The 20,122-nt window shown below is 69.1% G+C and carries 18 protein-coding genes; 17 read left to right on the top strand and 1 reads right to left on the bottom strand.

Going from position 1 to position 20,122, the window contains the following annotated elements; genetic code table 11:
- Positions 1–52: 52 nt before the first annotated feature.
- Genes alaS through aroB form a run of 8 tightly spaced genes read left to right on the top strand, consistent with a single transcriptional unit; the run spans position 53 to position 9,142 of the window.
- Positions 53–2,728 (top strand): alanine--tRNA ligase, encoded by a 2,676-nt coding sequence (gene alaS / locus GKZ92_RS12470; RefSeq protein ID WP_042375808.1) that lies wholly within the window; start codon positions 53–55, stop codon positions 2,726–2,728.
- Positions 2,728–3,177 (top strand): Holliday junction resolvase RuvX, encoded by a 450-nt coding sequence (gene ruvX / locus GKZ92_RS12465; RefSeq protein ID WP_006356961.1) that lies wholly within the window; start codon positions 2,728–2,730, stop codon positions 3,175–3,177. The genes alaS and ruvX overlap by 1 nt, the downstream gene beginning before the upstream one ends.
- Entirely contained in the window at positions 3,164–4,924 is a 1,761-nt protein-coding gene (mltG, locus tag GKZ92_RS12460; protein WP_075863285.1) for an endolytic transglycosylase MltG, read from the top strand. Before ruvX ends, mltG begins: the two co-directional genes overlap by 14 nt.
- Positions 4,921–5,775: a shikimate dehydrogenase gene (locus GKZ92_RS12455; RefSeq protein WP_042378412.1), complete on the top strand. Its 855-nt coding sequence runs from the start codon at positions 4,921–4,923 to the stop codon at positions 5,773–5,775. The genes mltG and GKZ92_RS12455 overlap by 4 nt, the downstream gene beginning before the upstream one ends.
- A gap of 51 nt (positions 5,776–5,826) precedes the next feature.
- A complete protein-coding gene (locus GKZ92_RS12450) occupies positions 5,827–6,222 on the top strand; it encodes an A24 family peptidase (protein ID WP_155225313.1) in 396 nt (131 codons plus the stop codon).
- A gap of 42 nt (positions 6,223–6,264) precedes the next feature.
- On the top strand, positions 6,265–7,473 hold the full coding sequence (gene aroC / locus GKZ92_RS12445; RefSeq protein WP_075863284.1) for a chorismate synthase: 1,209 nt from the start codon (positions 6,265–6,267) through the stop codon (positions 7,471–7,473).
- Positions 7,470–8,033, top strand: coding sequence for a shikimate kinase (locus tag GKZ92_RS12440; protein ID WP_035751461.1), 564 nt, complete (start codon positions 7,470–7,472; stop codon positions 8,031–8,033). The genes aroC and GKZ92_RS12440 overlap by 4 nt, the downstream gene beginning before the upstream one ends.
- A complete protein-coding gene (gene aroB / locus GKZ92_RS12435; RefSeq protein WP_006356955.1) occupies positions 8,030–9,142 on the top strand; it encodes a 3-dehydroquinate synthase in 1,113 nt (370 codons plus the stop codon). The genes GKZ92_RS12440 and aroB overlap by 4 nt, the downstream gene beginning before the upstream one ends.
- Before the next feature lie 32 nt (positions 9,143–9,174).
- Here the strand turns inward: aroB and GKZ92_RS12430 are convergent, their stop codons facing one another.
- Positions 9,175–9,666, bottom strand: coding sequence for a B-4DMT family transporter (locus GKZ92_RS12430; RefSeq protein WP_035751690.1), 492 nt, complete (start codon positions 9,664–9,666; stop codon positions 9,175–9,177).
- A 109-nt stretch (positions 9,667–9,775) separates the two neighbouring features.
- On the opposite strand from GKZ92_RS12430, the gene GKZ92_RS12425 reads away from it, so the two are divergent.
- From GKZ92_RS12425 to carB, 9 genes are all read left to right on the top strand, one after another.
- On the top strand, positions 9,776–10,891 hold the full coding sequence (locus GKZ92_RS12425) for a M24 family metallopeptidase (RefSeq protein ID WP_042378404.1): 1,116 nt from the start codon (positions 9,776–9,778) through the stop codon (positions 10,889–10,891).
- Positions 10,892–10,912: 21 nt separating this feature from the next.
- Positions 10,913–11,476: an elongation factor P gene (efp, locus tag GKZ92_RS12420; RefSeq protein WP_035751479.1), complete on the top strand. Its 564-nt coding sequence runs from the start codon at positions 10,913–10,915 to the stop codon at positions 11,474–11,476.
- A gap of 3 nt (positions 11,477–11,479) precedes the next feature.
- The gene (gene nusB / locus GKZ92_RS12415) at positions 11,480–11,953 is read left to right on the top strand and encodes a transcription antitermination factor NusB (protein ID WP_035751481.1); all 474 of its coding nucleotides are present in this window, start codon (positions 11,480–11,482) and stop codon (positions 11,951–11,953) included.
- 162 nt (positions 11,954–12,115) lie between these two features.
- Positions 12,116–12,700, top strand: coding sequence for a bifunctional pyr operon transcriptional regulator/uracil phosphoribosyltransferase PyrR (pyrR, locus tag GKZ92_RS12410; RefSeq protein WP_006357196.1), 585 nt, complete (start codon positions 12,116–12,118; stop codon positions 12,698–12,700).
- Positions 12,700–13,650: an aspartate carbamoyltransferase catalytic subunit gene (locus GKZ92_RS12405; RefSeq protein WP_155225312.1), complete on the top strand. Its 951-nt coding sequence runs from the start codon at positions 12,700–12,702 to the stop codon at positions 13,648–13,650. Before pyrR ends, GKZ92_RS12405 begins: the two co-directional genes overlap by 1 nt.
- Before the next feature lie 40 nt (positions 13,651–13,690).
- Positions 13,691–15,001 carry a dihydroorotase gene (locus GKZ92_RS12400; protein ID WP_155225311.1) on the top strand — a complete coding sequence of 437 codons (1,311 nt, stop codon included), beginning with the start codon at positions 13,691–13,693 and terminating at the stop codon, positions 14,999–15,001.
- Positions 14,998–15,618: a PH-like domain-containing protein gene (locus tag GKZ92_RS12395; RefSeq protein WP_006357199.1), complete on the top strand. Its 621-nt coding sequence runs from the start codon at positions 14,998–15,000 to the stop codon at positions 15,616–15,618. Before GKZ92_RS12400 ends, GKZ92_RS12395 begins: the two co-directional genes overlap by 4 nt.
- Positions 15,615–16,784 (top strand): glutamine-hydrolyzing carbamoyl-phosphate synthase small subunit, encoded by a 1,170-nt coding sequence (carA, locus tag GKZ92_RS12390; protein WP_155225310.1) that lies wholly within the window; start codon positions 15,615–15,617, stop codon positions 16,782–16,784. The genes GKZ92_RS12395 and carA overlap by 4 nt, the downstream gene beginning before the upstream one ends.
- Positions 16,784–20,119 carry a carbamoyl-phosphate synthase large subunit gene (carB, locus tag GKZ92_RS12385; protein WP_155225309.1) on the top strand — a complete coding sequence of 1,112 codons (3,336 nt, stop codon included), beginning with the start codon at positions 16,784–16,786 and terminating at the stop codon, positions 20,117–20,119. Before carA ends, carB begins: the two co-directional genes overlap by 1 nt.
- The last annotated feature ends 3 nt before the right edge of the window (positions 20,120–20,122 follow it).

Raw genomic sequence — 20,122 nt, 5'->3', positions numbered from 1 at the left:
CCGCCGGTACTCTGGGATGTCGCGACAACCAACGGCGAGGACGAGACCAACAGTGCAGACGCATGACATCCGGAAGCGTTTTCTGGACCACTTCATCAAGGCCGGCCACACCGAGGTGCCCAGTGCCTCGCTGCTGCTCGACGACCCCAACCTGCTGTTCGTCAACGCCGGCATGGTTCCGTTCAAGCCGTACTTCCTGGGCGAGCAGACCCCGCCGTACGACCGCGCGACCAGCGTCCAGAAGTGTGTCCGCACCCTCGACATCGACGAGGTCGGCATCACCACCCGCCACAACACCTTCTTCCAGATGGCGGGCAACTTCTCCTTCGGCGACTACTTCAAGCGCGAGGCCATCAACTTTGCCTGGACCCTGCTGACCAACAGCGTCTCCGACGGCGGCTACGGCATCGACCCGCAGAAGCTGTGGCCCACCGTCTATCTCGACGACGACGAGGCCGAGGCCATCTGGCGCGACGAGATCGGCGTGCCCGCCGAGCGCATCCAGCGTCGCGGCCTGAAGGACAACTACTGGTCGATGGGCGTCCCCGGCCCCTGCGGTCCGTGCTCGGAGATCTTCTACGACCGCGGCCCCGACTACGGCGTCGAGGGCGGCCCGGAGGCCGACGAGGACCGCTACATCGAGATCTGGAATCTCGTGTTCATGCAGAACGTCCGCGGTCCGGGCGGCGGCAAGGACAACTACGAGATCCTCGGGCCCCTGCCCAAGAAGAACATCGACACCGGCATGGGTGTCGAGCGCGTCGCCTGCATCCTGCAGGGCGTCGACAACGTCTACGAGACCGACCTGCTCAAGCCGATCATCGACCTGGCCGCCGAGCTCACCGGCCGCGCCTACGGCGCCGGTTCGCATGCCGACGACGTGCGCTTCCGCGTGATCGCCGACCACGCCCGCACCTCGGCGATGCTGATCGGCGACGGCGTGCTGCCCGGCAACGACGGCCGCGGCTACGTGCTGCGTCGCCTCCTGCGCCGCGTCGTGCGGTCGATGCGGCTGTTGGGAGCGGGGGACAACCAGGCGACCATGGGCACGATCATCGGCAAGGTCATCGACCTGATGGCCCCGTCGTACCCGGAGCTCGAGACCAGGCGTGCCGACATCGTGAAGGTCGCGGTGGGCGAGGAGACCTCCTTCGCCAAGACCCTCGCCGCGGGCTCCAAGCTCTTCATCGACGCCGCGACCGCCACCAAGAAGTCCGCGAGTACCACCATCACCGGTGCCGACGCGTTCACCCTGCACGACACCTACGGCTTCCCGATCGACCTCACGCTCGAGATGGCAGCCGAGGCCGGGCTGGAGGTCGACCAGGAGGGCTTCACCGCCCTGATGGCCGAGCAGAAGCAGCGCGCCAAGGCCGACGCGACCGCCCGCAAGACCGGGCACGCCGACCTGAGCGTGTACCGCGACTTCCTCGACCGCGGACCCACCGAGTTCACCGGCTTAGACGAACTCGTCTCCGAGGCACGCGTTCTCGGTCTCGTCGCCGACGGCGCCCGGGTGCCCGTGGCGACGGCCGGCCAGGAACTCACCGTGGTGCTCAACCGCACCCCGCTCTACGCCGAGTCGGGCGGCCAGATGGCCGACGTCGGCACCATCACCACCGGTTCCGGTGTGCGCCTGTCCGTCACCGATGTGCAGAAGGTCGGGAAGTCGGTGTGGCTGCACAAGGTCCGCGTGGACGAGGGCGAGATCGAGGAGGGCGACGAGGTGCTCGCCGCCGTCGACACCGCCTGGCGTCACGGCGCCACGCAGGGCCATTCGGGCACCCACATGGTGCACGCCGCGCTTCGCGAGGTCCTCGGACCCGGTGCGACACAGGCGGGTTCGCTCAACCGCCCGGGCTACCTGCGCTTCGACTTCAACGCCAGCGGCCCGGTGACCGAGTCGCAGCGTCGCGAGATCGAGGAGATCTCCAACGCCGCGGTCGAAGCCAACTATCAGGTCAACACCTTCGAGACCGGACTCGACGAGGCCAAGGCGATGGGTGCGATGGCACTCTTCGGTGAGAACTACGGCGACGTCGTACGTGTCGTCGAGATCGGTGGCCCGTTCTCGATGGAACTGTGCGGTGGCACGCATGTCGTGTCGTCGTCGCAGATCGGTCCGATCACCCTCATCGGCGAGTCCTCCGTCGGTTCCGGTGTGCGTCGCGTCGAGGCCTACGTAGGTATGGATTCGTTCCGCTTCCTGTCCAAGGAGCGTGCTCTGCTCGCCGGTCTGGCGTCGTCGCTGAAGGTGCCGTCCGAGGAAGTGCCCGGCCGCGTCGAGCAGCTCGTCACCAAGCTGCGCGATGCCGAGAAGGAACTCGCCCGGGTGCGTGCCGAGCAGGCGCAGGCGGCCGTGTCCGGTCTCCTCGACACCGCGACCACCGTGGGTTCCACGCTCGTGGTCGAGGGGCGTGTCCCAGGACTCGACGCCAACGGACTGCGTTCGGTCGTCACCGATCTGCGGGGCCGGGTCGCCGACCGCCAGGCCGTGATAGCCCTGTTCTCGCCGAGCGGCGACGGACCGGATGCCAAGGTGCCGTTCGTGATCGCCACGACCGCCGCGGCCCGCGACGCCGGGATCAAGGCCGGTGATCTGGTCAAGGAGGTGGCGCCGCTCGTCGGTGGCCGCGGTGGTGGCAAGCCCGACCTCGCCCAGGGCTCGGGAACCGAACCCGGCGGGATCGACGCCGCCCTGTCGCGTATCCGCGAGTTCGTCGGCTGATGCCCATCGACCAGGATCCGCGCCTGCAACGAGGCCGCCGCCTCGGTATCGACGTCGGGAGCGTCCGGATCGGTGTCGCGGTCTGCGACCCCGACGGGATTCTCGCCACACCGGTGGAGACTGTCCGTCGAACACCCTCTGCCACAACCGATCTCGATCGGATCGTGGAACTGGTCGCCGAATACGGGGCGATCGGCGTCGTCATCGGGCTGCCGAAGACGCTGAAGAACACCACCGGGGTCGCGGCGGAGACCGCACGCGCCTTCGGTGATCGACTCGCCGAGCGGATCGCGCCGGCCGAGGTGCATTGGCAGGACGAACGATTCACCACCGTGACCGCGCAGCAGGCGCTGCACGCGAGCGGCCGGACGGTGAAGTCATCACGAGGAGTCATCGACCAAGCCGCGGCGGTCGCTATCCTTCAGGGATGGCTGGATGCGCGACGGTGAGTCCGATGATCCCTCGACAGAGTCGGGAGGGGAGCCGGCGGTGACCGAAGAACGGCGTCGCACGCGACACCGGGACAGCCAGGGACGCCGTGCCGACGCGCACCAAAGCGGTGCCGAGGGTATGGATCCGGAGCGTCTGCGGTACTTCACGCAGCCCGGCGAGGGTGCGTCACACACCCGGCATCGTCGCCGGCGTGCAGCCCCGCCCGCGCAGCCCGGCGAGCCCACGCCCCCGGCCCAGAGTGGCCGGCCGGGTGGGATTCCGGGACGTGCGCAGCCCGTCCGGATTCCGCCGGGCGGTCAACCCCCGCAGCCGCCGCGTGCACAGCAGGCACCTCCGCCGCCGGCCCCCCCGCGCCGGCCCGAACCGGAATACGTCGAACCCCGGTACGACGACCATGAGTTCAGCGACGTCGACGCCCAGCCCGCGTACGACGAGCCCACCTACGACGAGCCTGCGTACGGCGAGCCCGCACACCCCGAGCCCGTGGCGACGACGCCGCGTGGACCGCGTGCGCGCGACGAGGACGACTGGTGGCCGGGTGCCGACGACGCGGAGCCGGCCGCGGCGCCACGACGCCCGCGCCGACGCAACCGGGAGAACCAGAAGAAGCGTCGCGTGGTGCTGGCACTCGCCATCGTGTTCATGCTCGCCCTCGTCGGCGGCGTCGGCTACTACGGTCTGCGTTCCATGGGAGTCCTGGAGTCGCGCAAGGACTACACCAACACCGCCGGTGCCAGCGACGTGATCGTCGACATCCCGGAGAACTCGACCCTGTCCGACTTCGGCCGGATCCTGGTCGACGCCGATGTCGTGGGCAGCGTGCGCGCCTTCATCGACGCCGCGGACGGTCAGCCCATGTCCGGCGGCCTCTACAAGATGCGGACCCAGATCCCGGCATCGACCGCAGTGGAGATGCTCACCGACGACAGCGCCCAGCACCGCGTCGGACGGGTGGTGATCCCGCCGGGTCTGCAGCTCGACTCCAAGACCGGCATCGACGGCAAGATCACGCCGGGCATCTTCCAGCTGATCCAGGACGCGACGGCGACCGAGGTCAACGGTCAGCCCGAGGGTGTCACCGTGGCCCAGCTCGAAGAGGCGGCCGCCACCTCGACCCCCGAGGCCCTCGGGGTGCCGGACTGGGCGAAGGAGAACGTGGCGTCGATGACCGGCGACCACCGCCGCGTCGAGGGCCTGATCGCGCCCACCACCTGGGAACGCGTCGAACCCGATCACACCGCGGTGCAGATCCTCAACGAGATGATCTCCAAGAGCGCGGTGATGTTCGATCAGTGGGGTCTGGTGGACAACAACAAGTCCGGACTGTCGCCCTACGAGACGCTGATCGCCGCGTCGATCGTCGAACGCGAGGTCCGGCACGTCGAAGATGCGCCGAAGGTCGCCCGCGTCATCCGCAACCGGCTCGACGAGGATCAGCGGCTCGAGATGGACTCGACGCAGAACTACACCGCCGCCGTCACCAACATCGATGTGCACGGTGAGGCCTACAAGGCGGACAACGAGTGGAACACCTACCGCTACAAGGGTCTTCCGCCGACCCCGATCGCGGCCGTCGGTGTCCCGGCACTCGAGGCGATGCTCGACCCGGCTCCGGGTTCGTGGTTGTACTTCGTCACCGTCGACACCGCGGGCACCACGCTGTTCGCGAACACCTTCGAGGAACACAAGCGCAACCGCACTGTCGCCTGCAAGAACAAGCTCGTGTCGACGGGATGCCAGTGAGCCGTTCGCCGTACGGTGACCGTCGCCGGGCGGCGGTCCTCGGTTCGCCGATCGCGCATTCCAAGTCGCCTGCCGTCCACCTGGCCGCCTACCGGGCGCTCGGTCTCGACGGCTGGACCTACGACCGGATCGAGTGCACGGCCGATCGGCTGCCCGAGATCGTCTCCGGCGCGGCACCGGAGTTCATCGGGTTCTCGGTGACCATGCCGAACAAGCTGGCCGCCCTGGACTTCGCGACCGAACGGACCGAGCGGGCCGAACTCGTCGGATCGGCGAACACGCTCGTCCGCGTCGACGACGGCTGGCGGGCCGACTGCACCGACATCGACGGCATGACGGGAGCGCTGGCCGAACTCGGCGTCGACACCGACATCGCCGCGGGGGCCGCACCCGACGCGGTCGTGGTCGGCGCGGGCGGCACGGCGCTGCCGACCGTCATGGCGCTCGCCGAGGTCGGCGTCTCGACGATCTCGGTCGTCGCGCGCGACGCCGGCCGGGCCGCGTCCGTCCTGGAGTTGTGCGAGCGCCTCGGCATCACCGGTGAGGTCGTCCCCTTCGACGCCGGGACTGTGCTCGAAAACCGTTGCCGCGCTGCGTCTGTGGTGGTGTCGACGGTGCCCGCACCGGCCGCCGGGACGCTAGCGCCCGCAATCGCCCACGCGGGCAAGGTCGTCGACGTGATCTACGACCCCTGGCCGACGCCGCTGGCGGCCACCGTCGAGGCGTCCGGTGGACTGGTCATCGGGGGACTGGTCATGCTGCTGAACCAGGCCTTCCGTCAGGTCGAGCTGTTCACCGGGCTCCCGGCACCCCGCGAGGCGATGACGCAGGTGCTCATACCCAACGCCTGAGGCTGTGGAGACCGTCCGCGATCCTGCCCGGATGCGCGCGATGCTCGGCACATGGCCGAACCCGCGATCCTGCTCTGGTTGCTCACGATCGCCGTCACCGACGCACGCACCCGGCGCATCCCCAATGCGATGGTCTGGCCAGGACTCTGCGCGGTGGCTGTCGTCGCCGTCGCCCAGCCCGCCGTGGGGCTCGCCGCAGCGGCTGCCGCGACGCCGTACCTGCTGACGTTCACGGCCGGGTGGTGCGGCGGCGGTGACGTGAAGCTCGCCTTCGCCTGCGGCGGTCTCGCGCTGCGCTGGGACACCGCGATGATCATGGTGGCGTGCGCCTCCCTCGTGGCGCTGATGATCGCCCTGGTGAGCATCGGGCGTCGCGGATCGACGGGGGGACACGCACATGCCCCCGCGCTCGTCGGCGCGCTGATCGTCGTGTCCGATCTGGCCTGACGGCGCCCGCCCCACGACCGCTGTCGGGGAGTTGTGGGGCACATGGAACAATTGATCACTGTGCTGCGCTGGATAACTGCCGGAGAATCCCACGGACCCGCCTTGGTCGCCCTCGTCGAGGGCATGGTCGCCGGGGTCGAGGTGACCTCGTCGGACATCGCCGAACAGCTCGCCCGCCGTCGCCTCGGCTACGGCCGCGGCGCGCGGATGAAGTTCGAGGCCGACAAGGTCACCGTGATCGGTGGCGTACGCCACGGTCGCACGATGGGTGGTCCGGTGGCGATCGAGATCGGCAACACCGAATGGCCCAAGTGGGAGACCGTCATGTCGGCCGACCCGGTCGATCCCGCCGAACTCGAGGGCAGCGCACGCAACGCGCCGCTGACCCGTCCGCGTCCCGGTCACGCCGACTACTCGGGCATGCTCAAGTACGGCTTCGACGACGCCCGTCCGGTCCTCGAACGCGCCAGCGCCCGGGAGACCGCGGCCCGCGTCGCCGCCGGCACCGTCGCCCGCAACTTCCTGCGTCAGGTCTTCGGCATCGAGGTCGTCTCGCACGTCATCTCGATCGGCGCGAGTGATCCCTATGTCGGTCCGCCGCCGCGCTTCAGCGATCTCGAGGCCATCGACGCCAGCCCGGTCCGTGCCTTCGACGCGGCCGCCGAGAAGTCGATGATCGACGAGATCGAGGCCGCCAAGAAGGACGGCGACACCCTCGGCGGCGTCGTCGAGATCGTCGCCACCGGAGTGCCCGTCGGGCTCGGCTCGCACGTCAGCGGCGAGACCCGGCTCGATGCACGTCTGGCCGCCGCCCTCATGGGCATCCAGGCCATCAAGGGCGTCGAGGTCGGCGACGGCTTCACCACCGCCCGCCGCCGCGGCAGCGAGGCCCACGACGAGATGGTCCCCGGACCCGACGGCGTGCTGCGCTCGACCAACCGCGCGGGCGGCCTCGAAGGCGGCATGACCAACGGCGAGGACCTGCGCGTCCGCATCGCCATGAAGCCGATCTCGACGGTGCCGCGCGCCCTGTCGACGGTCGACATGGAGACGGGGGAGACCGCCAGCGCGATCCACCAGCGCTCCGACGTGTGCGCCGTGCCCGCGGCCGGTGTGGTCGCCGAGGCCATGGTGGCGCTCGTCGTCGCCCAGGCGGCGCTGGACAAGTTCGGTGGCGACTCGGTCGCCGAGACCGCCGCCAACCTCGGTGCCTACCTGACTGCCGTCCACGCGCGCCCTCCGCGCCCATGACCCAGACGCCGACCCCCACACGGGCGACCACGGGGCGACGCCCCAGCGCCGTGCTGATCGGCTTCATGGGCGCCGGCAAGTCGACCGTCGGGCGTCTGCTTGCCGACCGTCTCGGGGTCGACTTCGTCGATACCGACATCGAACTGGTCCGGCGGACCGGCCGTAGCATCCCGGAGATCTTCGAATCGGACGGTGTCGACGGCTTCCGCACGATCGAGGAGAACGTGGTCTGCGACGTCCTCGACAACCACGGCGGGGTGGTCTCGCTCGGCGGGGGCGCGGTCACCACGGCGGGTGTCCGCGATGCCCTGGCCGATCAGCGGGTGGTCTTCCTGCGCGTCAGCCCCGAACGCGGTTACGAGCGGGTCTCCGGCACCGACCGGCCGCTGCTCGCCACCGAGGACCCGGCCGCCCGCTACGCGGAACTGCTCGCCGAGCGCACCGAGATCTATTCGTCGGTGTGCACCTTCGAGGTCGACGCCGACGCAGCTCCGGAAGCCGTCACCGACGCCATCGTCGCCGAACTCGCCCGCGAACTCGACGTGAGGACACCAGAATGACCGACATCGAACCCGTTGCGATCCGCGTCAACGCGGGTGCGCCCTATGACGTCACGATCGGCCGCGGGCTGCTCGGCGAGGTCGCCGAGGCCGCCGCCGGCGCCGACCGCATCGCGATCCTGTATCAGCCGCCGCTGAACAAGACCGCCGAGCAGATCCGGGAGTTCCTGGCGGACAAGGGCTTCGACGCCCACCGCATCGAGATCCCGGACGCCGAGGCGGGCAAGGACCTCTCGGTCGCCGCCTTCTGCTGGGAGGTCTTCGGCCGGATCGGTCTCAAGCGCAACGACAAGGTCATCAGCCTCGGCGGCGGTGCCGCGACCGACGTCTCCGGATTCGTCGCGGCCACCTGGATGCGCGGCATCGGCGTCATCCACGTCCCGACCACGCTGCTGGCGATGGTCGACGCCGCGGTGGGCGGCAAGACCGGCATCAACACCGAGGCGGGCAAGAACCTCGTCGGCTCGTTCCACGAACCCGACGCGGTCCTGATCGACATCGGCACCCTCGAGACCGTGCCGCGCAACGAGATCGTCGCCGGGCTCGCCGAGGTCATCAAGACCGGTTTCATCGCGGATCCGACCATCCTCGACATCATCGAGGCCGACCCGGAGGCCGCGCTCGACCCCACCAGCCCGGTCCTCCCGGATCTGATCCGCCGGTCGGTGCAGGTGAAGGCAGACGTCGTGTCAGCGGATCTCAAGGAGTCCTCACTGCGCGAGATCCTCAACTACGGCCACACCCTGGGCCACGCGATCGAACGCCGGGAGCGCTACCGCTGGCGTCACGGCGCCGCGGTGTCGGTGGGCCTGGTGTTCGCAGCCGAGCTTGCGCGCCTGGCCGGGCGTCTCGACGACGCGACCGCCGACCGTCACAAGTCGGTGCTCGAACTCGTCGGCCTGCCGACGACCTACGATCCCGATGCCTTCGCCGACCTGCTCGAGGGGATGGCGGGGGACAAGAAGAACCGTTCCGGTGTGCTGCGGTTCGTCGTGCTCGACGGGCTGGCCAAGCCGGGCCGTCTCGAGGGACCTGATCCGGGCCTCCTCGCCGCCGCCTACTCGGCCGTCGCCGGCGGGGCGGGCAAGAGCACGTCGGTCCTGCTCTAGCCGCTACTCGGCCAGAAACGAGCGAACCGGCTCTACTGCGCGGTCGCGTCGGCGTGACGGTCCTCGTGGGCCGACCAGTCGTCCTCGGGGGCGTGCTTGTTCTGGTCGCGGCGGATCAGCCAGCGGCCGATGGCTGCGCCGACGAAGGCCGGGACGAACACCAGCAGGGCGGTGAACGAGGCGCCGGCGATCAGCTCGACGAACAGACCGGCCTGGCCGATGCCGGCGAGGACCGTGTTGCCGAGGATCCAGGAGATGAGTCCGGCGATGACACCGGCCATGACACCGGCCTTCAGCCAGCGGACGGTGAGGTCCTCGTAGTCGTCCGGATCGGGATTGGCGCGGGCATCACGGATACCGTCGAAACCGCCCCAGACCAGGGCGATCAGGACGACCGCCGCGATGGTGACGGTGCGCCACACGGTGGAGTTCAGCGGGGCCTCGACCACCGCGACACCGAGCAGGATTCGGGCGAGGACGTGAACGGCGGTCATCGTCAGACCGCGTACCAACCACGAAGACATGCGCGTCATACTACGCATCCGTGCCGTGATCGCCGACACACCCGGTCGATCCGGGCGGTCCAGCGTGCCGGGGTCGCACTGTGCGACGTCCCACCGTAGCGTTGCCCGGGTGCCGATCATCCACGACACAGCAGGCCGGCGAGACCGGCTGCGGAACCAATTGCGTGAACGCGCGGACGCCGAGCAGGTGTCGGCGTTCGTGGTCTCCGACCTCGTCAACGTCCGCTACCTGACCGGTTTCACCGGGTCCAACGCGGCGGTCCTCATCGACGTGTCCGACCCCGCGGAGGACCGGATCGCCACCGACGGCCGCTACCTCACCCAGGTCGCCGCGCAGGTCCCCGACGTCGAGCCCGTCATCGAACGCGCGTGCGTCCCGGCGCTGGTCGCACACGCGCGCACCGCTGGTGTCACCCGCATCGGCTTCGAGGCCGACGCCGAGACCGTCGCCGGCCATCGGGCGCTGACCGCGTCGATCGAGGACTCCGGTGTCGAACTGGTCGGCCTCACCGGCGTCGTGCAGGGCCTGCGGGCCGTCAAGGACGCGGGGGAGATCGCGCTGCTGCGCGCCGCGTGCGCGATCGGTGACGCCGCCCTGGCCCGGATCATCGCCGACGGCGTCCTGCGTGCCGGAACCACCGAACGTCAGGCCGCCCGCGCGCTGGAGTTCGAGATGTACCGCCTCGGCGCCGACGGCATCGCCTTCGAGACCATCGTCGCCGCCGGTGCGCATTCGGCGATCCCGCATCACCGGCCCACACACACCGCGCTGGCCGACGGCGATCTGGTGAAGATCGACTTCGGCGCGGTCGTCGGCGGGTACCACTCCGACATGACCCGCACCTTCGTGTTGCGCCGCGCGGCGGATTGGCAGCGCGACATCTACGACCTCGTCGCCACCGCGCAGGCCGCCGGGCGGTCGGCACTGCGCCCGGGTGCCGAGCTGCGAGAGGTGGACGCCGCCGCACGCGACGTCATCGACGATGCGGGGCACGGCGACCACTATGTGCACGGACTGGGCCACGGCGTGGGTCTCGAGATCCACGAAGCGCCGGGAATCGGCAAACTCGCGGCGGGTACACTGCCATGCGGTGCTGCGGTCACCGTGGAGCCCGGTGTGTACCTACCCGGATGGGGTGGGGTCAGGATCGAGGACACCCTGGTCGTCACACAAGGCGACCCGGAACTGTTGACCACCACCGACAAGACATTCACCGTCATCTGACTGCAAGGGAAGAAACACCACATGGCGACCACCGCCGATTTCAAGAACGGCCTCGTGCTGCGCATGGACGACCAGCTCTGGCAGATCCAGGAGTTCCAGCACGTCAAGCCGGGCAAGGGCCCCGCGTTCGTGCGCACCAAGATCAAGAACGTGCTGAGCGGCAAGACCGTCGACAAGACCTTCAACGCCGGCGTCAAGGTCGAGACCGCCACCGTCGACCGTCGGGACATGACCTTCCTGTACAACGACGGCACCGACTACGTCTTCATGGACGCACAGGACTACGAGCAGTTCGCGCTGCCGCCGGCCGTCGTCGGCGACGGCGCACGCTTCCTGCTCGAGAACATGACCGTGCAGGTCTCGCTCAACGAGGGCAACCCGCTGTTCGTGGAGCTCCCGGTCACCGTCGAGCTCATCGTCGCCCAGACCGACCCGGGTCTGCAGGGTGACCGCTCCACCGGTGGCACCAAGCCCGCCACACTGGAGACCGGCGCCGAGATCCAGGTGCCCCTGTTCATCAACACCGGTGACAAGCTCAAGGTCGACTCGCGTGACGGCAGCTACCTCGGCCGCGTCAACTCCTGAGCTGTGAAACAACCCGGAACCCGACACAAGGCGCGGCGGCGCGCGGTCGACCTTCTCTTCGAAGCCGAGGCAAAGAAGGTCAGCCCTGCGCAGCTCGTCGCCGAACGCCGTGAGTACGTCCGCAGCGACGAGAGCGTCGGCTCGATCCACGACTACACCGCCACGGTGATCAACGGACTCGCCGACGATCAGAACCAGATCGACGCGGTCATCTCCTCCTATCTGCGGGAGTGGACGCTGGAGCGTCTGCCCGCCGTCGACCGCGCCATCATGCGCCTGGCGACCTGGGAGCTGTTCAACTCGCTCGACGTCGACACCATCGTGGTGGTCGACGAGGCGGTGGAGCTCGCCAAGGAGCTGTCCACCGATGATTCGCCGGCCTTCGTCAACGGTGTGCTCGCCAAGATCGCCGAGCTCGCGCCGCAGGTCCGTGCCGCCGCGTCGGCCGAGCCGCGGCCGTCGGGTGACGCCGAGTAGTACCGAAGATCTCATGTCATCGGTCCCGGTCGTGTTCGCGACCGGGACCGCTTGCTGTGGCGCAGGTCGCGGGAATTCGTCTGTCTCGCCACGCGGTGTAAAGTGTCGCGAGACAGACATCCTTTAACGATCCGTCCTGCGAGGCGGAGAAGGAGGTCGGCTTTGGCCAGCCCCGCCCCCAGGGTGCTGCTCGATGCCGCTGACGTGTCGCGCACGATTGCTCGTGTCGCACACCAGGTTATCGAGAAGACAGCACTGGACTCGCCCGACGCCCCGCGCGTCGTTCTCATCGGAATTCCCACTCGCGGAACGTCTCTCGCGACCCGCCTGGGTTCCAAGATCGGCGAGTTCGCCAATGTCGAGGTGCCGGTCGGCTACCTCGACATCACCCTCTACCGCGACGATCTGCGCGGCAAGCCCCATCGCCCACTCGAACGGACAATGGTCCCGGCCGGTGGCGTCGACGGCGCGATCGTGATCCTCGTCGACGACGTGCTCTACTCCGGACGCACGGTCCGCGCCGCGCTCGACGCGCTGCGTGATCTCGGTCGCCCCGCCGCGGTTCAGCTCGCGGTGCTGGTGGATCGCGGCCACCGCGAATTGCCGCTGCGCGCCGACTATGTCGGCAAGAACATCCCCACCGCTCGAGACGAGCAGGTGTCGGTTCACCTCACCGAACACGACGGGATCGACCAGGTCGTCCTGAGTTCCGGCGCCGATGTCGTTGCCGCCGAGGGTGATTCGTGATGCGGCATCTGCTCTCCACGCAGGATCTCGGCCGCGACGAGGCCACCGCGCTCCTCGATGACGCCGAGCGCTTCGAGCAGGCACTGACGGGCCGCGAGGTCCGCAAGCTCCCGACGCTGCGCGGCCGGACCGTCATGACGGTGTTCTACGAGAACTCGACCCGCACCCGCGTCTCCTTCGAGGTCGCCGGCAAGTGGATGAGCGCCGACGTCATCAACGTCAGCGCGTCGAGTTCCTCGGTGGGCAAAGGCGAATCGCTGCGGGACACGGTCAGGACCCTGCACGCCGCCGGCGCCGACGCGCTGATCGTCCGCCACCCCGCGTCGGGTGCGCCCGCCCAGATCGCCGACTGGACCACCGATTCCGACGGTGAGGGCCCGGCGATCATCAATGCCGGTGATGGCACGCACGAACATCCGACGCAGGCCCTGCTCGACGCGCTCACCCTGCGCCAGCGGCTCGGGTCGCTGGACGGGCGTCGCATCGCGATCGTCGGCGACGTCGTGCACTCGCGCGTCGCGCGGTCCAACGCGCACCTGCTGTCGACCCTCGGTGCCGAGGTCGTCCTCGTCGCCCCGCCGACCCTGCTCCCGGCGGGAGTGGGCGAGTGGCCGGTCACCGTCTCGGGCAACCTCGACGCCGAACTGCCCGCCGTCGACGCGGTGATGATGCTGCGCGTGCAGGCCGAGCGGATGAACGGCGGCTTCTTCCCGAGCCCCCGCGAGTACGCGGTTCGCTTCGGTCTCAACGACCGCCGCCTGGCGATGCTCTCCGACGACGCGGTGGTCCTGCACCCCGGCCCGATGCTGCGCGGCATGGAGATCGGCTGGTCGGTCGCCGACTCGCCGAAGGCCACCGTCCTCGACCAGGTCCGCAACGGCGTGCACGTCCGCATGGCGGTGCTCTTCCGCCTCCTCGTCGGCTCCGATTCGGCGGGAGCCCAGCTGTGACACCGAGTACGCCCACCCCCAGCACGTCAGGAGTTCGCAAGTGACCGCCCCGGCAACCGGAACCGTCCTGCTCGGTGATGTTCGCCCCTACGGCGAAGGTGAGCCGGTCGACGTTCTCGTCGTCGACGGCGTGATCACCGAGATCGGCCCCGAACTGTCCGCACCCGCGGGCGCCGAGCGCATCGAGGGCAAGGGCGGGGTGCTGCTGCCCGGTTTCGTCGACCTCCACACGCATCTGCGCGAACCCGGCCGCGAGGACACCGAGACCATCCGGTCCGGCTCCGAGGCCGCCGCCCTGGGCGGGTACACCGCGGTCTTCGCGATGGCCAACACCAGCCCGGTCGCCGACAACTCGACCGTCACCGACAACGTATGGCGCTCCGGCCGCGAGGTCGGCCTCGTCGACGTCTACCCGGTGGGTGCGGTCACCGTCGGACTCGAGGGCCGCCAGCTCGCCGAGATGGGCATGATGAACGCCGGCGCCGCGGGCGTCCGGATGTTCAGCGACGACGGCAAGTGCGTCGACGACCCGCTGCTCATGCGCCGCGCCCTGGAGTACGCGACCGGACTCGGTGTGCTCATCGCGCAGCACGCCGAGGAGCCGCGCCTGACCGTCGGTGCCGTCGCCAACGAGGGCCCCACCGCGTCCCGCCTGGGCCTCGCCGGCTGGCCGCGTGCCGCCGAGGAGTCGATCGTCATCCGCGACGCGCTGCTCGCCCGCGACGCCGGCGCCCGCATCCACATCTGCCACGCCTCGACCGAGGGTACCGTCGAGCTGCTGCGCTGGGCCAAGGACCAGGGGATCGCGATCACCGCCGAGGTGACCCCGCATCACCTGCTCCTCGACGACTCGAGACTCGAAACCTACGACCCGGTCAACAAGGTCAATCCGCCGCTGCGCGAGGTTCGCGACACCGAAGCCCTGCGTCGGGCGTTGGCCGATGGGATCGTCGACTGTGTGGCCACCGACCATGCGCCGCACGCCGCGCAGGAGAAGTGCTGCGAGTTCGCCCAGGCCAAGCCGGGCATGCTCGGGCTGCAGACCGCCCTGCCGATCGTCGTCGAGACCTTGGTCAAGCCGGGACTCCTCGACTGGCGCGGCGTCGCACGGGTGATGAGCGTACGGCCCGCGCAGATCGTCGAGTTGACCGATCAGGGCCGCCCGATCGAGGTTGGTGAGCCGGCCAACCTCACCGTCGTCGACCCGGACTCCTCGTGGGTGGTCCGCGGCGACGAACTGGCCAGCCTGTCGCGCAACACCCCGTTCGAGGAGATGACGATGCCGGCGAGCATCACCGCCACCGTCCTGCGCGGCGTGGTCACCACCCGCGAGGGCCGGGTGACCCGATGAACCTCCGGGCCCGGCGCGGCCTCATCCCCGGCATCCTCGTGCTCGTCGTGGTCGCCTCGGTGATCGGCACCGTGCTCGGCTACGGCAGGTTCGTGTTCAACGCGTGGTTCATCGGCGTGTGCGTGCTCATCGTGCTCGGCCTGCTGTCGATGTTCTACCTGCTGATCACCGGCAACAAGAAGAAGCAGGCGGCGCAGGCCGAGCTGATCGGCGAACTTCCGCCCACCCCGGCCGATCTCGGGGCGGAGCAGCGCGGCCCCGACACCGGCCTCTACCTCGGTTCCACGATGGCACCGAGTTGGCAGAACCGCGTCGCCGTCGGGGACATCTCCGATCGCGCGTCGGCGACGATCGCCGAGTTCGCCGCGGGCATCCTGATCACCCGTCAGGGTGCAAGCGACATCTGGATTCCGCGTGAGGCGATCACGGCGGTCCGCACCGAGCGCGGCATCGCGGGCAAGGTCATGAGCGCCGACGGTGTCCTGGTGATCCGGTGGGTCCTGCCCAGCGGCACCGAGATCGACTCGGGAATCCGCGCAGACGACAAATCGATCTATCCCGGTTGGGTGAATGCCTTTGCCGGGCAGCATGACAGTGGACAGGGGACACAGGAATGAACACAGCGGTCTTGGTGCTGGAGAACGGCCAGGTGTTCACCGGCCGGAGCTTCGGCGCAGTGGGCGAGACCCTCGGTGAAGCGGTGTTCTGCACCGCGATGACCGGCTACCAGGAGACCCTGACCGACCCGAGCTACCACCGGCAGATCGTCGTGGCCACCGCGCCGCAGATCGGCAACACCGGCTGGAACACCGAGGACGGCGAGAGCACCGGCAGCGCGGGCAGCACCGGGGTCGACGGCGACTCCGGCAAGATCTGGGTGGCCGGATACGCGGTGCGCAATCCCACGCGTCGCGTCTCGAACTGGCGCGCCACCACCTCCCTCGAGGACGAACTCGTCAAACAGGGGATCGTCGGCATCGGCGGGATCGACACCCGCACCGTGGTCCGCATCCTCCGCGACCACGGCTCTATGAAGGCCGGCATCTTCTCCGGACCGGCACTGGCCGACACCGACGAACTCGTCGGCCGGGTGCGCAACCAGCCGGACATGAAGGGCGCCAAGCTCGCCGACGAGGTCACCACCACCGACGGCTACATCGTCGAGCCGGTCGGCCAGCACCGGTTCACCGTCGCGGCCATCGACCTCGGGATCAAGACCAACACCCCGCGCATGTTCGCCGAGCGCGACGTCCGCACCCATGTGCTGCCGGCGAACGTCGCCCTCGACGCGATCGCCGACCTCAAGCCAGACGGTGTCTTCCTGTCGAACGGCCCCGGTGACCCGGCGACCGCCGACGACGTCGTCGAGCTCACCCGCGGCGTTCTCGGCCGGGATCTGCCGCTGTTCGGCATCTGCTTCGGCAACCAGATCCTGGGCCGGGCCCTCGGCCGGTCCACCTACAAGATGAAGTTCGGGCACCGGGGCATCAACATCCCGGTTGTCGACCACGCAACCGGCAAGGTCTCGATCACCTCGCAGAACCACGGCTTCGCACTCGAGGGTGAGGCGGGGGAGGAGTTCGACTCCGACTTCGGCCGCGCGCGGGTCAGCCACGTCTGCGCCAACGACGGCACCGTGGAGGGTCTCGAGCTGCTCTCCGGCCGCGCCTTCTCCGTGCAGTACCACCCGGAGGCGGCCGCCGGGCCCCACGACGCCGCGTATCTGTTCGACAAATTCGTCACCCTGCTCGAGGGTGACCGTGCGCAAGGAGCGAGTGCCTGATGTCGCGCCGCGAAGACATCAACCACGTCCTGGTCATCGGCTCCGGCCCGATCGTCATCGGCCAGGCCTGTGAATTCGACTACTCGGGCACCCAGGCCTGTCGCGTGCTCAAGGCCGAGGGCCTGCGCGTCAGCCTGGTGAACTCCAACCCGGCGACGATCATGACCGACCCGGAGTTCGCCGACGCCACCTACATCGAGCCCATCACCGCCGAGTTCGTCGAGAAGGTGATCGAGGCCGAGCGCGACGCCGGTCATCCCATCGACGCGGTGCTCGCCACCCTCGGCGGGCAGACCGCGCTGAACACCGCGGTCGCACTGCACGATCGCGGCTCGCTGGAGAAGTACGGCATCGAGCTGATCGGCGCCGACTTCGACGCCATCCAGCGCGGCGAGGACCGCCAGATGTTCAAGGACATCGTGGAGAAGGTCGGCGGCGAGAGCGCCCGTTCCCGCGTCTGCCACACCATGGACGAGGTCCGCGAGACCGTCGCCGAGCTCGGCTTCCCGGTCGTCGTGCGCCCGTCGTTCACCATGGGCGGCCTCGGTTCGGGCATGGCCTACAACGACGAGGACCTCGACCGCATCGCCGGCGGCGGACTCGCCGCCTCGCCGACCGCCAACGTCCTCATCGAGGAGTCGATCCTCGGCTGGAAGGAATACGAACTCGAGCTGATGCGCGACAACCGCGACAACGTCGTGGTCGTCTGCTCCATCGAGAACCTCGACCCGGTCGGCGTGCACACCGGCGACTCGGTGACCGTCGCCCCGGCGATGACCCTCACCGACCGCGAGTACCAGATCATGCGCGACCTCTCGATCGACATCCTGCGCGAGGTCGGCGTCGACACCGGCGGCTGCAACATCCAGTTCGCCCAGGACCCGCGCGACGGCCGTCTCGTCGTCATCGAGATGAACCCGCGCGTGTCGCGGTCGTCGGCGCTGGCGTCGAAGGCGACCGGCTTCCCGATCGCCAAGATCGCCGCGAAGCTGGCCATCGGCTACAGCCTCGACGAGATCGTCAACGACATCACCAAGGAGACCCCGGCCTGTTTCGAGCCCACGCTCGACTACGTCGTGGTCAAGGCGCCGCGGTTCGCGTTCGAGAAGTTCCCGGGCGCCGACGACACGCTGACCACCACGATGAAGTCGGTGGGCGAGGCCATGAGTCTCGGCCGCAGTTTCGCCGAGGCGCTCGGCAAGGTCATGCGTTCGCTGGAGACCAAGGCCGGTGGCTTCTGGGTGGAGGCCGACCGGCCCGACCCCAAGACCGTCGATCTGCCCGCGCTGCTCGAGGAGATCAGGACGCCGAAGGACGGGCGTCTGTACAAGCTGATGCTGGCCTTCGACGCCGGCGCCACGATCGAGCAGCTCTACGAGGCCACCGCGATCGACCCGTGGTTCCTGGCCGAGATCGGCGGCATCGCCGCGCTCGGTGCGGAGATCCGCGACGCCGACACCCTCGACGAGGCGCTGCTGCGCGAGGCGAAGTCGAACGGCTTCTCCGACCGTCAGATCGCTGCCCTCCGTCCGGAGTTCGAGGACGAGGCCGCCGTGCGCGCGCATCGTCTGTCGCTCGGTGTGCGCCCGGTCTTCAAGACCGTCGACACCTGTGCGGCCGAGTTCGAGGCGAAGACGCCGTACCACTACTCGACCTATGAGCTCGATCCCGCGGCGACCAGCGAGATCGCACCGCAGCCGGATCGGCCGAAGGTGCTCATCCTCGGTTCGGGCCCCAACCGCATCGGTCAGGGCATCGAGTTCGACTACTCGTGTGTCCACGCCGCGCTCACCCTGAGCGAGGCCGGGTACGAGACCGTGATGGTCAACTGCAACCCGGAGACCGTCTCTACCGACTACGACACCGCGGATCGTCTGTACTTCGAGCCGCTGACCTTCGAGGACGTGCTCGAGGTCTACTACGCCGAATCCCAGTCGGGCACCGTGGCCGGCGTCATCGTGCAGCTCGGCGGCCAGACCCCGCTGGGTCTCGCACGCCGCCTCGAGGAGGCGGGTGTCCCGATCGTCGGCACCAGCCCGGCCGCCATCGACCTCGCCGAGGATCGTGGCGAGTTCGGCAAGGTACTCACCGGGGCCGGCCTCCCGGCTCCGGCATTCGGTACCGCGACCAGCTTCGCCGAAGCCCGCGACACCGCCGCCCGCATCGGCTACCCGGTGCTGGTGCGTCCGTCGTACGTCCTGGGCGGCCGCGGCATGGAGATCGTGTACGACGAGAAGTCCCTGGAGGACTACATCTCTCGTGCCACCGAACTGACCCCCGACCACCCGGTGCTGGTGGACCGCTTCCTCGAGGACGCGGTGGAGATCGACGTCGACGCCCTGTGTGACGGCGACGAGGTCTACATCGGCGGCGTGATGGAGCACATCGAGGAGGCCGGTATCCACTCCGGCGACTCCGCGTGTGCGCTGCCGCCGGTCACCCTCGGCCGCGCCGACCTGGAGATGGTCCGCACCTCCACCGAGGCGCTCGCCAAGGGCATCGGCGTGAAGGGCCTGCTCAACGTGCAGTACGCGCTCAAGGACGACGTCCTCTATGTGCTGGAGGCGAATCCGCGCGCGAGCCGTACGGTCCCGTTCGTCTCCAAGGCGACCGCGGTGCCGCTGGCCAAGGCCTGCGCCCGCGTGATGCTCGGCTCGTCGATCGCCGAACTGCGCGAGCAGGGCATCCTGCCGAAGACCGGCGACGGCGGCGAGGCTCCCGCGACCGCGCCGATCTCGGTGAAGGAAGCGGTCCTGCCGTTCAACCGGTTCCGTCGCCACGACGGCAGCGGTGTCGACAACCTGCTCAGCCCCGAGATGAAGTCGACCGGTGAGGTCATGGGCATCGACGCCGACTTCGGTCGCGCGTTCGCGAAGTCGCAGACCGCCGCGTACGGTTCGCTGCCGACCAGCGGCAAGATCTTCGTCTCGGTTGCCAACAAGGACAAGCGGGCGCTGATCTTCCCGGTCAAGCACCTCGCCGATCTCGGCTTCGAGATCCTGGCGACCGAGGGCACCGCGGATGTGCTGCGCCGCAACGGCATCAAGTGTGAGACCGTGCTCAAGCACTTCGAGGCCGCCGAGGGACAGCGCACGGTTGTGGACATCATCCGCGCCGGTGAGGTCACCATGGTGATCAACACCCCGTACGGCAACTCCGGCCCGCGCGTCGACGGGTACGAGATCCGCAGTGCGGCAGTCTCGGTCAACATCCCGTGCATCACCACGGTGCAGGGTGCCAGCGCCGCGGTCCAGGGCATCGAGGCCGCGATCAACGGCGACGTCGCGGTGCGCTCGATCCAGCGACGCCACGCGGACATGGCCGGCCGGTCATGACGG

Origin of the sequence: Gordonia sp. 135, assembly GCF_009720185.1 — a bacterium.
In the GTDB taxonomy this organism is placed as follows: Bacteria; Actinomycetota; Actinomycetes; order Mycobacteriales; family Mycobacteriaceae; genus Gordonia; species Gordonia alkanivorans.
This window is presented reverse-complemented; position numbering and strand designations above follow the sequence as displayed.